Origin of the sequence: Paraglaciecola sp. L3A3 (assembly GCF_009796765.1) — a bacterium.
In the GTDB taxonomy this organism is placed as follows: domain Bacteria; phylum Pseudomonadota; class Gammaproteobacteria; order Enterobacterales; family Alteromonadaceae; genus Paraglaciecola.
This window is the reverse complement of the sequence record NZ_CP047023.1, coordinates 4,939,783-4,953,083: the sequence shown is the minus strand read 5'-3', so window position 1 is coordinate 4,953,083 and position 13,301 is coordinate 4,939,783. Positions and strand designations below refer to the sequence as shown.

The 13,301-nt window shown below is 40.7% G+C and carries 10 protein-coding genes; 6 read left to right on the top strand and 4 right to left on the bottom strand.

What is annotated here, in order from left to right:
• The first annotated feature begins 235 nt into the window (after positions 1–235).
• The 5 genes from GQR87_RS20585 to GQR87_RS20565 all read left to right on the top strand — a co-directional run bounded on the left by GQR87_RS20585 (position 236) and on the right by GQR87_RS20565 (position 8,329).
• Complete coding sequence (locus GQR87_RS20585; RefSeq protein ID WP_158972554.1) at positions 236–2,347, top strand: TonB-dependent receptor domain-containing protein; 2,112 nt, start codon at positions 236–238, stop codon at positions 2,345–2,347.
• 55 nt (positions 2,348–2,402) lie between these two features.
• Positions 2,403–3,797: a PepSY domain-containing protein gene (locus GQR87_RS20580; protein WP_158972553.1), complete on the top strand. Its 1,395-nt coding sequence runs from the start codon at positions 2,403–2,405 to the stop codon at positions 3,795–3,797.
• 320 nt (positions 3,798–4,117) lie between these two features.
• Positions 4,118–5,659 carry a glucan biosynthesis protein G gene (locus tag GQR87_RS20575; protein WP_158972552.1) on the top strand — a complete coding sequence of 514 codons (1,542 nt, stop codon included), beginning with the start codon at positions 4,118–4,120 and terminating at the stop codon, positions 5,657–5,659.
• Positions 5,647–7,737 carry a glucans biosynthesis glucosyltransferase MdoH gene (gene mdoH / locus GQR87_RS20570; protein ID WP_158972551.1) on the top strand — a complete coding sequence of 697 codons (2,091 nt, stop codon included), beginning with the start codon at positions 5,647–5,649 and terminating at the stop codon, positions 7,735–7,737. Before GQR87_RS20575 ends, mdoH begins: the two co-directional genes overlap by 13 nt.
• Before the next feature lie 124 nt (positions 7,738–7,861).
• Positions 7,862–8,329, top strand: coding sequence for an EVE domain-containing protein (locus GQR87_RS20565; RefSeq protein ID WP_158972550.1), 468 nt, complete (start codon positions 7,862–7,864; stop codon positions 8,327–8,329).
• A gap of 283 nt (positions 8,330–8,612) precedes the next feature.
• Here the strand turns inward: GQR87_RS20565 and GQR87_RS20560 are convergent, their stop codons facing one another.
• Both GQR87_RS20560 and GQR87_RS20555 read right to left on the bottom strand, forming a co-directional pair.
• Positions 8,613–8,933 carry a DUF1820 family protein gene (locus GQR87_RS20560; RefSeq protein WP_158972549.1) on the bottom strand — a complete coding sequence of 107 codons (321 nt, stop codon included), beginning with the start codon at positions 8,931–8,933 and terminating at the stop codon, positions 8,613–8,615.
• Positions 8,934–9,069: 136 nt separating this feature from the next.
• The gene (locus GQR87_RS20555; protein WP_158972548.1) at positions 9,070–9,645 is read right to left on the bottom strand and encodes a TetR/AcrR family transcriptional regulator; all 576 of its coding nucleotides are present in this window, start codon (positions 9,643–9,645) and stop codon (positions 9,070–9,072) included.
• 142 nt (positions 9,646–9,787) lie between these two features.
• Between GQR87_RS20555 and GQR87_RS20550 the strand changes: the two genes are divergently transcribed.
• On the top strand, positions 9,788–11,410 hold the full coding sequence (locus tag GQR87_RS20550) for a M28 family metallopeptidase (protein ID WP_158973126.1): 1,623 nt from the start codon (positions 9,788–9,790) through the stop codon (positions 11,408–11,410).
• Positions 11,411–11,469: 59 nt separating this feature from the next.
• Here GQR87_RS20550 and slmA read toward each other — a convergent pair whose 3' ends face one another.
• The gene (gene slmA / locus GQR87_RS20545) at positions 11,470–12,060 is read right to left on the bottom strand and encodes a nucleoid occlusion factor SlmA (protein ID WP_158972547.1); all 591 of its coding nucleotides are present in this window, start codon (positions 12,058–12,060) and stop codon (positions 11,470–11,472) included.
• 29 nt (positions 12,061–12,089) lie between these two features.
• A complete protein-coding gene (gene coaBC / locus GQR87_RS20540) occupies positions 12,090–13,289 on the bottom strand; it encodes a bifunctional phosphopantothenoylcysteine decarboxylase/phosphopantothenate--cysteine ligase CoaBC (protein ID WP_158972546.1) in 1,200 nt (399 codons plus the stop codon).
• Positions 13,290–13,301: the final 12 nt, after the last annotated feature.

Genomic DNA, 13,301 nt, shown 5'->3' with positions numbered 1-13,301 from the left:
TGATGGCCGCCTTTATAATAATAAAAACCAATAAGTGGCTGCTTTAAAATAATTTTTTTCGGTTGTTGAAAATATATTTTTAGTCCTTACCCAAAAATTATTATCACATTTAAAAACTCAGTATCAATCATTCTCACCAGTCTACTGCGACAATTTGCCACATTCCCCCTTTGTTAATTCTAGGTTAAAGTTTTCCCAGTTTTCTGTTTCATATCATAATAAGAAAGGACACTTTATGCTTCCATTCAAGCGCAGTCGGCTTGCTATTTGTTTTACTCTTCCCTTTATTACCTTCGCAAATGCACAAACTACTCAAGAGCCAGTTGAAACCGTTGAAACCATAGTAGTTCAAGGTGAACAAACTAAATTAGATATTGAGACCGAAAGGTTATTAACCCCAGGCGGGGTGACTATTGTTGATAGTGCTGAGCTGTATGCAAGAAATATCGCGAATTTAGCCGATATGTTGCGTTATGTGCCGGGAGTGTGGGCCACTAGTACCAATGGCTCTGATGGGATGTTTTTTTCCAGTCGTGGCTCTAATTTAGATGCTACTAATTATGATATGAATGGTATCAAGTTGTTGCAAGATGGCCTGCCAGTGACCGCTGCCGATGGCAATAATCACAATCGTATGATTGATCCTTTGAGTGCCAGTTTTGCCACCATCGCCAGAGGGGCTAATGCGCTTACGTATGGTGCCAGTACTCTAGGTGGAGCGATTGATTTTGTTACCCCCACCGCGCGCGATTTAGAAAATGTGGAGTTATTTGTGAATGGCGGTAGTCATGGTCAACTGCAAGGTCGATTAAGTGCCGGAGTGGTAGCGGGCGATTTTGATGGTTTGCTGACTCTCGAAAGCAAGCAGTGGCACGGTTATCGTCAGCATAATAAGCAAGATCGCCAAGGTGTATATGCAAATGCAGGATTACAGCTAAGTGATAATGTACAAACTCGCCTTTACCTAACCTATATTAATAACGATCAAGAACTGCCGGGGGCTTTAAGTGCCGAGCAGTTTGCTGAAGACCCTTATCAGGCAGATCCTAAAGCGATAACAGGGCATTTTCAGGTGAATGTAGAAACCGCCCGATTGGCCAGTAAAACCAGTTGGAAAATTGATGATAAAAGTAGTTTAACTTTTGGTTTGTCGTATGAAGATCAAACCCTTTATCACCCAATAGTTGACAAGGTATTGGTGGATTTTGATGGCCCAGGCCCAGAAGCGCCAACAGAAGTATTTAGCTTGCTAATCAATACCGACCAAACCTCTTTGGGTAGCTCTTTGCGATATAATTTACAGGCTGGTGATCACAACTTATTGCTAGGTATGAATTACGCTCAGACGGCGGTCAAAGGCGGTAATTATCGTAACGATGGCGGGCAACGTAATGGCCTAACAACGTTAGTGGATAATGACGCTGATAGTTTGGAATTATTTGTGTTTGATCGCTGGCAAGTTGCAGACAAATGGCAACTTATGTATGGCCTGCAATCTGTGTCTGCTGGGCGTGATGTGCGCAGTACTGAGGTCGCTGATGATAGTTTACGTAACCCAAGTGCTGATTACGATAGTATCAATCCAAGAGCGGGAGTGATTTACCAACAAAGCGCAGATAGCCAATTGTTTGCCAATATCAGCCGCTTGTACGAAGCGCCGACTAATTTTGAGTTAGAAGACGATGTTAGAGCCGATAATTCTACCCTTGATGCTATGTCTGGCACAGTGTTAGAAGTTGGCACCAGAGGGCAACAACAACTACAAGGCGATAACTTGTGGCGTTGGGATCTGGCTTTTTATTATGCCAAGTTGAGTGATGAAATTCTGTCTATGGACGATCCTACTGCCCCTGGAACTAGCCTGTCTACCAATGTAGATAGCACTATTCATGCAGGTATCGAAGCTTTAGTCGGTGCTAGCTTTACTTTAGGCGAAGGCGCAGTACACACCTTAGAGCCGTTAGTCAGTGTCACGGTGAATGAGTTTTCATTTGATGGCGATGTGACATACGGCAATAACGACCTACCCGCCGCTCCTGCTTATGTGGTTAAGGGCGAAATTATTTATTGCAACAGTAATGGTTTTTATCTAGGGCCCACTTTTGACCTAGTGGATGAACGTTACGCCGATTTTAGTAATAGCTACACAATAGACTCATATGCCTTGTTAGGTTTACGAACTGGCTTGTCTGGAGAGGGCTGGGAAGCTTATGCAGAGATACGCAACCTAACTGATAAAAAGTATGTGTCTAGCCATAGTGTGCGCGACATTGCTGCTGCCGATGCCGCAATTTTAAATGCGGGTGAGCCACGATCTGTCTATCTAGGTTTAAAAATAAGCTTGTAAAAATGACCATAAAAACCAAGCAAACAAAAGTGAGAAAATGTAGGTGAAAACTAAAATGTCGTTTAAAAGTGAAAAATTCCATCATGCCGTACATAGGTGGCATTTTTTTGCTGGTTTGTTTGTTCTACCCTTTTTATTCTTGTTGTCTGTCAGTGGTTTATTGATGCTTATTACTAAACCAATTGAACCATGGTTAGATAGGGATTTATTCGAGGTCTCATCACCAATCACGCAACAAATAACGCAGCAAGGCCAAACAGTTTCTCCCTCAAAAATGTTAGCTAAAGTGCAAACCTTAAACCCTGATGGCAAGGTGAAGTTATACATTGCCCCCAAAAAGGTTACAGAGTCGGCTAGGTTTTCGGTAGTGGCAGGCTCCCATAGCGCTCATGGTGGTCACGGCCAGCCGAGCACTACTGTGTTTGTCAATCCTAACAATGGTGAAGTATTAGGCAGTGTCGATCCCGCTCAATCTTTATATGCTCAAATTAAAACTTTCCATGGCTCGCTATTTTTAGGTGATTTGGGCGATGCTTTAATTGAGATTGCTGCGGGTTTAGCGGTATTAATGATCATCAGCGGGTTTTATATGGCTTGGCCTAAGGCCAGATGGCGAGTGTTAAAGGCACGGCAAGAGTCTTGGCGTCGTCTGCATAGAATGATGGGCTTAGTGGTAGGGTTACCCTTGTTGCTCTTTTTACTGTCGGGTTTAGCTTGGACCAACTTTTGGGGCGGACAGTTAGTACAACCTTGGGGCTCATTACCCGGTACCAGCTTTACTGCGCCAAAGGCTGAAGATACCCATCAAACTATGAATCAAACTGGAGAGCATCAAGTGCCTTGGGCGATGGAACATACCCATATGCCAATGTCGGCAGAAAAACATCACCAACATACTGCTGTAAAAGAGACAGGCGAATTAGATCTAAATTCAACCATAGCAAAAGCCAAACAACTGGGGTTTGATAATTTTAGAGTACATTTACCCCAATCCGAAACCGCGGTGTGGACCATATCAGCTACCACTATTGCCGGTGATATTACTAATCCATTGGCTGAACGCACAGTTCACCTAGATCGCTTCAGCGGTGAAGTATTAGCTGACTTACCCTTTGCCGATTACCCTAAACTAGGTCAAGCCATGGCGACTTTTGTCCCATTTCATCAAGGGGATCTTGGCTGGTGGAATTGGTGGTTAAATATTGTATTAGTGCTGATGGTGATTGGTATTTTATTTAGTGGAATTTTTAGCTGGTGGAAACGCCGCCCTAAAAAGTCAAAGAGACTGGCAGCCCCTGCTGCTCAACCTAGCGCCAGTAAACTGGTAATTGCCTTGATGTTATTGATGGCTTTGTGTTTTCCTTTATCTGCATTGGTATTAGCGGCCATGATCTTAGTAGATTGGTTAGTGCTTTCACGTATCAATTCTTGGCAAAAATGGCTTAAATAGCCTTAGTGCAAATTGCTATTTTCTATCTTATTCAAAGACGTTAATAAAGGTTTACTGAATAAAAAAGCCACGTTCAATGCGCGGCTTAACTTATCTAACTGGATAACTCATAGTTAGTTTTTTGCACTAAAAAAGCCACAAAAATTTGTTATGTCATGAGCCTTAAATTTAAAGTTATTTCTACATGGCCTAATACCTGCATTTAGCTGTTTGTAAGCAAACGCCTCCTGAACTCAAACTGTCTGTCTAAACAATTTTGCTTTAGCTTTATGCCTATTAAACAGGGGGATGAATATAAATAATTATCAAGGAGTCTCATTTTGTACAAGTATTACATCTTTGCATTAGTGTTGGGTGTTAGTGTCATACCGTTTCAACCCTCTTCCAAGGCACAGCAACGCGTAACAGTGGATAACAAAACAAACAGCAAAGACAGATTAACCCATGCATTCAGTAGAGAATGGTTGGAGTCTAAGGCGAAAGAATTAGCTACTCGCGAATATAAGATCAAACAAATACCTGCAGATAACCCGCTGAGTCAAATGGGCTACGATGACTATAAAAAGATACAGCTTGAGCGAGGGGCGACTATTTGGTCAAAAGAAGACAGAAACTTTCGCGTTAACCCATTACATCCAGGCTTTTTATTTAAAACTCCGGTGAAGTTAAACCTAGTGGTAGGGGGTGTTTCTAGACAGATATTTTATACCACTAAAATTTTCAATTACGATTCAGAACAAGAAGCATTAAAAAACACTGATGCGCAAGGCTATTCGGGCTTTAGTGTTACTCACCCGATTAATAACGCTGAAAAGTGGGATGAGTTTATGGTGTTTCAAGGAGGTTCGTATTTTAGGGCGGTAGGCCAGAGCAATTGGTACGGGTTATCAGCTCGTGGTTTGGCCATTAATACAGCCAAACCTTCGGGCGAAGAGTTTCCGGTATTTACTGAATTCTGGCTAGAACGCCCAAAGGAAAAAAGTGAAAATTTGGTGATACATGCCTTGATGGAAAGTGAATCTTTAACAGGGGCTTTCACCTTTACTGTTAAGCCGCAAAAGAACACAGAAGTACTAGTGAAAAGTACACTGTATCCTAGAAGAGACATCAGCTCATTTGGTATTGCTCCTTTAACTTCGATGTTTTTATTTAATGGTATGAACCGTTCTCGCTTCGACGATTTTCGCCCAGCTGTGCATGATTCAGATGGTTTACTAATGGTTAAAGGTAATAATGAGAAAATTTGGCGATCTCTTGCTAACCCTCGAAGGCTTCAGGTTTCGGCATTTGAAGATGAAGCAATAAAAGGTTTCGGATTAATGCAGCGTAGTAGAGAGTTTAATGACTTTGAGGATATGGAAGCCCATTATCACAACAGGCCTTCAGCTTGGGTTACGCCAATCAATAATTGGGGGCCTGGTCATGTGGAGTTAATAGAAATACCCACTAAGGCGGAAATTCACGACAATATTGTCGCTTTTTGGCAACCAAATCAGATACTAAAAGCAGGTCAACCAAGAGAATTTAGTTATAAAATTTCTTGGGGCAGTGATGCGCCTATTAAAAACATTGATGGCAAAATTATTTCTACTGCCGCAGGTAAGTCCTTAGGCTCAGAGACCATGCGTGAATTTGTTATCGATTACAAAGGCCAGCATCTTCCACAAGATTTATTGATTAACGCTATCAGTAGCTCAGGCCACATAGCTGGCGTTACCAGTAAAATCATTCCAGAAACAAACAATCTTCGCGTAGTGGTGAAATTTGAACCGGCTGATGAGGATCTTTCTGAACTTCGAGTGTCACTTGCAAAAGGGGATAAACAATGGGGCGAAACATGGTTATACCGATGGACCAGATAAAAATAGATAGCCAAGGAGCACCAATCGAGTCTCCTTTGCATATGCCTGCTCAGGATTTTTCCAGTAAACCTAAAGTGAAGCACGCTAAGCAGGGGTGGACACAACTGTTTGCAAGATTGATTACATTTGGGGGTGCAACGGCATTAACTGCCTATGCCACTCACCAAATGATATTAATTGTGACTCAGGACAATGCCACAGTCTTACAGTGGGTTATGGTTGGCTTGTTTCTACTAACCTTTGTCTGGATAGCATTAGCGGCGAGTGCATCTGTGGCGGGCTTTATTTTTGCAGGCCGAGCTGGTGATTCATCATCGGTCGATATTAGCTCGAAAAAAACAGTCTTGCTGATGCCTGTTTATAATGAAGAGCCCAGTGAAACGTGCGCCGCGCTTTATAGTATGGGTAAAGAACTGGCGGCAAATAATTTGTCAGAACAATTTGAAATTTTCATTATTTCAGACTCTAACGATCCTGATGTTTGGGTGCAAGAAACCGCTGCGGTAAGTAAGCTAAAAGAAGCGCTATCTGGAGAGATTAAGGTGTGGTACCGCCGTAGACATAATAATAAAGCTAAAAAAGCGGGCAATGTGCATGATTTTGTTTCTCGATGGGGCGGTCGATATGACTACATGATATTACTTGATGCCGATAGTTTACTTTCGGCGGCAACCCTAAAAACATTGGCGCAAGAAATGGCCAGTGATGAGCAAGCAGGTATTATTCAAACGCTACCTACTTTATATCGTGGTGATACCTTATTTGCTCGATTGCAGCAATTTGCCGGTACTGTGTATGGTCCAATCGTGGCTCGGGGTATTACAGCATGGCAAGGCAATGATGGAAATTATTGGGGACATAATGCCATCATTCGTGTCAGTGCTTTTGCTGAATCTGCTGGGTTACCTGCAATCGGGGGGGTGAAACCTTTTAAAGGTGACATTTTATCTCACGACTTTGTTGAAGCAGCATTAATGCGCAGGGCGGGTTGGTCGGTACGGATGTTACCTGCTCTAAAGGGGTCATGGGAGGAAAGTCCACCTAGTTTATCTGATGTGGCCACTCGTGATAGACGCTGGGCTCAAGGAAATATTCAGCATCTTGCTGTTTTGAAAGCCAAAGGTTTACGCTGGCCCAACAGATTTCATATGTTGACCGGTGTTATGGGATATATGGCATCGCCAATTTGGTTTGCGTTGATCTTGATTGGAATCGTTATGGCCATTCAAATTCATTATGTCAATATTGAATATTTTTCAGATCAGCCTTCACTGTTTCCCCAATGGCCAGTATTTGATTCTGAACGAATGATCGCATTATTTATATTTACTATGGGGATCTTGTTGGTACCTAAAGTGTTAGGTTTGATAAAAGCTTTCTTTCACCCATCTTTAAGGCAGCCGTTAGGCATTATTAGAATGACCTTAGGCACTTTAGTTGAAATGTTTTTTTCAATCTTATATGCACCGATTTTTATGCTGATCCATAGTCAGCATATTTTTGATATTTTTAGAGGCCGAGATTCTGGTTGGGCAACACAACAAAGGCAACATAATGGCACGCCTTGGTTGCAGCTAGTTAGGCAACACTATTGGCATACTTTGATCGGTGTGGGCATGTCACTGCTTCTGTATCAATACTCACCCACTTTACTGATATGGTTATCTCCTACTTTAATAGGTTTAGTTTTATCTATTCCCTTATCAGCTATCAGTGGTAGTAAAAGTGTAGCTAAATGGCTGAAATTTTTAGGTATTTTAAATATTCCAGAAGAAGTCTATGCGTTTAGTATTATTAGCCAAAGAGATAGGTTCGCTGCCCAACTCCGAGAGCATTTGCAGACCGTGTCGATTCGGTCTTTGCTTGAAACTGATAGATATCGTAGCAGTCATTTTAATTTGGTCGCTGAGGCTCCATTGCCTACACCGGGTAATCCGAAGGTAAACAGCATCATTGCAGAACATAAAATCAATGATGCATCTAATCCGCAGGAGGCCTTAAGCTGGATGAATAAACAAGAAATACTGGCGATGCTCAGTGAACCGCTGCTATTTAACAAGCTGACTAAAATGACCTAATTAAAAGTGCTTTAATCGATTGGCCATATTCGCTGATATGGCCATTGATATAAACCGGCTAAGCTTGAAAGAGGGATAATTAAAAGCTATTGTTTTTCGCTGAAAATCGGCATAGAGGAAAGGTATGCAATATTGGTTATTCAAAACAGAGCCTGATGCTTTTAGCATTGATGATTTAGCGGCTAGACCTTTACAAACCGAACATTGGGACGGGATCCGCAATTACCAAGCACGAAATTTTCTTCGTGATCAGGTGCAGTTAGGTGACCAAGTGTTTATTTATCACTCGAGTTGTAAACATGTGGGCATTGCTGGTTTAGCAGAAGTGGTGAAAGAGCAATACCCTGATCATTCTCAGTTTGATCCTGAGTCTAAGTATTACGATATAAAATCAGAGCCAGAAAAGCCGCGCTGGTATATGGTTGATGTTAAATTTAAAGAAAAGTTTCCGCAAATATTAAGTTTAAAAGCGATTAAACAATTGCCTGAAATTAGCCAAATAGGCTTAGTTAAAAAAGGACATAGACTGTCTATCATGCCTATACCACAAAATGAATTTGATTTGTTATTGACTCATTGCAGAGCCGGATAAGCTCTGCAACTAGTTGTGCGTGTGATCTATTTAACCTGAGTTCTGGATAAGAAGTATCGTCCAATCTTAATTTATCACTACAATTCAATAACTTAATACCATTCACCCAATTCACCGCGCATGAATGCTTACTCGGTGACGAAATTTTTCATGTATAGCAAGGCGGATTGTCGTACGTAATAACGTGTTATTGCTAGACTCTCCTCCAACGCGGCTAGGCAGCCCAACGCCGCTAGGTACAAAAAGAGCGTTATCGAGAGGTTCGGCTTATCCAGTATTCAGGTTATTTAGGTGTATAGACTGGCTTTGGAAAAGCCGTTACTTTGTCTGATAACTCAGTAATTTTAGAAGTGCCTTGTTTTTTAACCTCGTCAATACGTAATACATTGTGCATAGGTACATATGTGCGAGTGACATCAGCAAATTCGGTTTTTAATTTTTCGTGACTAGGGTCAAGTACTAAGCTGGTATGTGTGTCCCAAACAAAGTCGCCAATTTCGACAAATCCAAACATACTGCCCTGGCATACTTCTCGTACGTATAACTCATAACGTTCGCCGTTGCTGATAAATTGAATTCGAAATAGATGTTTTTGGTTAGACATATCATACTCGTTTAGATTGAGGACAGTTTATTGAGTGCAGTTGCAACTGTATAAACTCAATAGTGGCTGAAGTTTTCTGTGTAGCCATAATGGAGGCTGTTTATTTAATAGCAAGAGGTGCTATTGGTCTATCTCGTTAGTTTTTTACTGTTAATGGACCTAACAGTGCTTGAGTGGCGAGTTGTAATTCATCCGTGTCGCCAGCTAACAGAGCATTGACTGCAAAACCTTGTACATAACTTGTTAGCTGTAAAGCTGTGGATTCAATATTAATATGATTATGCACTTGTCCCAGAATAAGAGCTTTTTCTAAACAGCCAATAAAATCGATTTGTAATCGGTCTAAATAGTGACGACCTATGGCACGTATTTTTTCATCATCAAAGCCTAATTCGGTAATACAATTAATTAATAGGCAGCCTTTTCCTGTGACATGTTCAACATAGGCGTTGAAAAAGTTTTCTATGGAGCCTAAACCTTGATTGGATTCTAAATGTTGCATTATTTTACTTAATTTAATGCTTTGATAGTGTTTTAGCACCATATAAAGAAAGGTTTGTTTACTGCCAAATTCTAAATAAAAACCTCGTCGATTAAATTCAGTGCGAGCAATAATTTCTTCCATGATTGCGCCGTGATAACCATGTTCTAAAAATACATCAACTGCTTGGCTAAGAATGATATCCAAATTGTATTGAGGTTTTCGAGACATGAAAAAACTTAAGTTAGAATAAGTATTCTTAACAAGTTAGTTGAGTAAAACATTCTGTCAAGCTTGCACTCTAGCTGCATCTCGAATAATGTGCCAAAACACTATCTGAGAGGAGAACCTTGTTTTGCGACTATATGAAATAATGATTTTGGGCTTGTTTTTAACTGCATGTCAGGGTGAAAAAACAGTAACAACCAGTGACTCAAATGGCATTTCTGCTGAGGCTTCACGGCTCAAATCCCACGTCAGGTTTTTATCAGATGATTTATTAGAAGGACGAGATACAGGTGAAAGAGGCCATGAAATAGCATCTTTGTATATAGCTGCCGAATTTGAAAAATATGGTTTAAAACCAGCTGGTGACAATGACACTTATATGCAAAGAGTAGATTTTAGACAGGCATATCTTGAACAAAGCTCAGTCAAGCTAGTATTAACTAAAAAAACGGAAAAAATAGCCTTAACTTATCCTAAGCAATTTATTACTTCAGCCAATCCTGCAGAGCTAAATGCTATTACGCAAGGAGAAATAGTCTTTGTGGGTTACGGTATTGTAGCGCCTGAACTGCAACATGATGACTATCAAGGTTTAGATGTAAAGGGCAAGGTAGTTGTAGTTTTGTCGGGTAAACCCAAATCATTTCCAAGTGAAGAAGGGGCCCACTTTGGTTCTACCTTTGAGAAAAAACGTCATGCAAAGGAGCATGGTGCAGTGGGCTATATCAGTATTAGTACTCCTACTTACGAAACTGTTAGGCCTTATCAAAGTATTTTAAATTTTTTACATGTGCCTGCGGTTCGTTGGTTAAACACAGACGGAACACCTGCCAAAATTTTTCCTGAATTAAAAAATACAGCCTATTTCAGTAAAGAAGCGGCAGAAATATTATTCGCTGATACTGAATTAAACTTACAACAAATCTACGCTATGTTAGAAAAAGATGAGTCTCCTAAAGGCTTTGATTTGCATACCAGTGTGATGCTTGAATCAACGAGTACTCATAAACAAATTTCTAGCCCTAACGTTGCAGCTATTTTAGAGGGTTCAGATGCAGAATTGAAAAATGAGTACGTGCTTTATTCTGCTCACTCTGACCATATTGGTTTAGCTAAAACCGTTAAGAAAGATAAGATTAATAATGGAGCTATGGATAATGCAACTGGCACTGCTGTGTTGTTAGAAACAGCAAGAATGTTTAGTTTGTTAGCGCAAAGACCCAAACGTTCAATCATATTTGTGGCAGTGACGGCAGAAGAAAAAGGTTTATTAGGCTCTGATTATTTTGCACAAAATCCTACTGTGCCCGCTAGTTCTATCGTAGCTAATGTGAATCTAGATATGCCAATTTTGACCTATGAATTTGCTGATGTGATTGCCTTTGGGGCAGATCATAGTGATTTAAAAGTCTCGGTCTCTCAAGCGGCTGAAAAAATAGGTTTAACCTTAAGCCCTGACCCATGGCCTCATATGGCTTTATTTACTCGCTCAGACCATTACAGCTTTGTTAAACAAGGTATCCCATCGGTGTTTTTAGTTCCAGGTTTACAATCAGCAGACCCAGCCATTGATGGTGGCCAGCAGTTTAATCAATTTATCAAAACAAATTATCACAATACTGGGGACGATTTTAGCCAAGATTTTAATTGGCAAGCGGCCACTAAGTTTGCAGAAGTGAACTATCATATTGGGCTAACGTTAGCTGAGCAGACAAAACGTTCTAGCTGGAATAAAGGGGATTTCTTTGGTGAGAGATTCTCGAAATAATAACAAAAAACGGACATTTTTAATGTCCGTTTTGTAAGGGTAAGAGCAAAAACGTGTTTTTATTGAAAAAACTGTTTATTAATAAATTGCCATTGCTCGGCAAAGTTTTCAGTCGGCTTTTTAGTAAATTCACTACGTATGTATTGATTTATACGCCCATCGGCATAACAAATTAACATATTTGCAATTAAGCCTTCGTCTGCAGGTAAGGTTTTACCTTCACGTAATTTTCGCTCTCTAAGCACTTGTTTCATTTGGGTTTCAAGACGCTCGAATAATTGGGCTATACGCTCTCTGAGTCTGTCTTGTTCACCCATAAGTGCATCACCATTTAATATTCGGGTAATCCCTGGGTTTTTTTCAGCAAAGCCTAAAATAAGGTGCAAAATTAACTGGCAACGTGAGGCTGTGTCTTTTTCTTCGTTAATGATTTTATTGATCCGAGAAAACAAGGTTTCCTCAATAAATTCAATTAATCCTTCAAACATGCGTGCTTTACTAGGGAAATGTCGGTAAAGAGCGGCTTCTGAAACCCCGACATGAGCGGCTAATTTGGCTGTGGTAATCCGTTGTCCTGGATTGGTTTGTAACATACTCGCGAGAGCTTGCAGTATTTGTGCTTTGCGGTTTGGGCGTTTTGTTGCTGGCATTAATTTTATCCTAAACGAAAGTGGCGTCTTTAGTCTGTGTTTTTGGTGTATCTTTCAGCCACAAGTTGCATAAGCTGTGCGGCTAATAAACTCTTATCGGCAATGTTTAATTGTTTTTCACCCTCAGGCCAAAAAACAGTGACAGCATTTTGTTCGCTGTTAAAACCAATGTTTGTATTTGATACATCATTTGCAGCAATCATATTGAGCTTTTTGCGTGTTAATTTACCTAAGGCGTATTCCCTTAAGTTCTGCGTTTCAGCAGCAAAACCAACTGTAAATGGTGGCTTTGTTAAATGAGCTACATCACTAAGGATATCAGGGTTTTTAACAAAAGTAAGCGTTAACTCTTGCTCTGATTTTTTAATTTTTTGTGAGGTTTTTTGTTGAGGCCTATAATCTGCTACTGCGGCACAACCAATAAAGATGTCACAATCCCCCATTTGCTGCATAACGGCTTTGTGCATATCTTCTGCGCTTGAGACATTTATGGTATGCACCTGAGTTGGTGCCGTAAGGTTTACCGGCCCACTTATTAGCGTGACATTAGCGCCAAGGACTTGCGCGGCTTTTGCTAAGGCGTACCCCATTTTCCCTGAACTGTGGTTGGTTATGTAGCGAACAGGATCAATGTCTTCCCGCGTAGGACCCGCGGTAATAATAATGTGTTTATCTGCTAATACTTGAGATACAGCCGGTAAAATTAGCTGAACTATTTCTTCAGGCTCTAGCATGCGTCCTGGGCCTACGTCACCACAAGCTTGCTCACCTTGAGCAGGACCTAAAAATTGAATGTCTCGGCCCTGCAGCAACTTAATATTAGACTGGGTGGCTTTAGCTAACCACATCTGTTGATTCATAGCAGGTGCGACATAAATGGGGGCCGCTGTGGCTAAACATAGGGTAGACAATAAATCATCTGCTAAGCCATAAGTTAGTTTAGCTAAGAAATTAGCGGTTGCCGGAGCGATTAATAATTTGTCTGCCCATCTTGCTAATTCAATGTGACCCATTGCGGCTTCAGCATCTTTATCTAATAAACTATCAGACACTGTATTGCCAGATACAGCTTGCAATGACAGCGGGCTAACAAATTCTTTAGCCGATTCGGTTAACACGACTCGAACATTTGCCCCTTGGGCGACTAATTTACGTACTAAATCAGGTGTTTTATAAGCAGCAATACCACCGGTAATGCCCAAAAGTATATTGGTATCTTTAAATTGCATAGGTAATTTGTT

Excerpts from the sequence above, each read along its gene's own strand:
- GQR87_RS20585 (WP_158972554.1), top strand. The coding sequence starts at position 236 with ATGCTTCCATTCAAGCGCAGTCGGCTTGCTATTTGTTTTACTCTTCCC.
- GQR87_RS20580 (WP_158972553.1), top strand. The coding sequence starts at position 2,403 with ATGTCGTTTAAAAGTGAAAAATTCCATCATGCCGTACATAGGTGGCAT.
- mdoH (WP_158972551.1), top strand. The coding sequence starts at position 5,647 with ATGGACCAGATAAAAATAGATAGCCAAGGAGCACCAATCGAGTCTCCT.
- GQR87_RS20565 (WP_158972550.1), top strand. The coding sequence starts at position 7,862 with ATGCAATATTGGTTATTCAAAACAGAGCCTGATGCTTTTAGCATTGAT.
- GQR87_RS20560 (WP_158972549.1), bottom strand. The coding sequence starts at position 8,933 with ATGTCTAACCAAAAACATCTATTTCGAATTCAATTTATCAGCAACGGC.
- GQR87_RS20555 (WP_158972548.1), bottom strand. The coding sequence starts at position 9,645 with ATGTCTCGAAAACCTCAATACAATTTGGATATCATTCTTAGCCAAGCA.
- GQR87_RS20550 (WP_158973126.1), top strand. The coding sequence starts at position 9,788 with ATGATTTTGGGCTTGTTTTTAACTGCATGTCAGGGTGAAAAAACAGTA.
- slmA (WP_158972547.1), bottom strand. The coding sequence starts at position 12,060 with ATGCCAGCAACAAAACGCCCAAACCGCAAAGCACAAATACTGCAAGCT.
- coaBC (WP_158972546.1), bottom strand. The coding sequence starts at position 13,289 with ATGCAATTTAAAGATACCAATATACTTTTGGGCATTACCGGTGGTATT.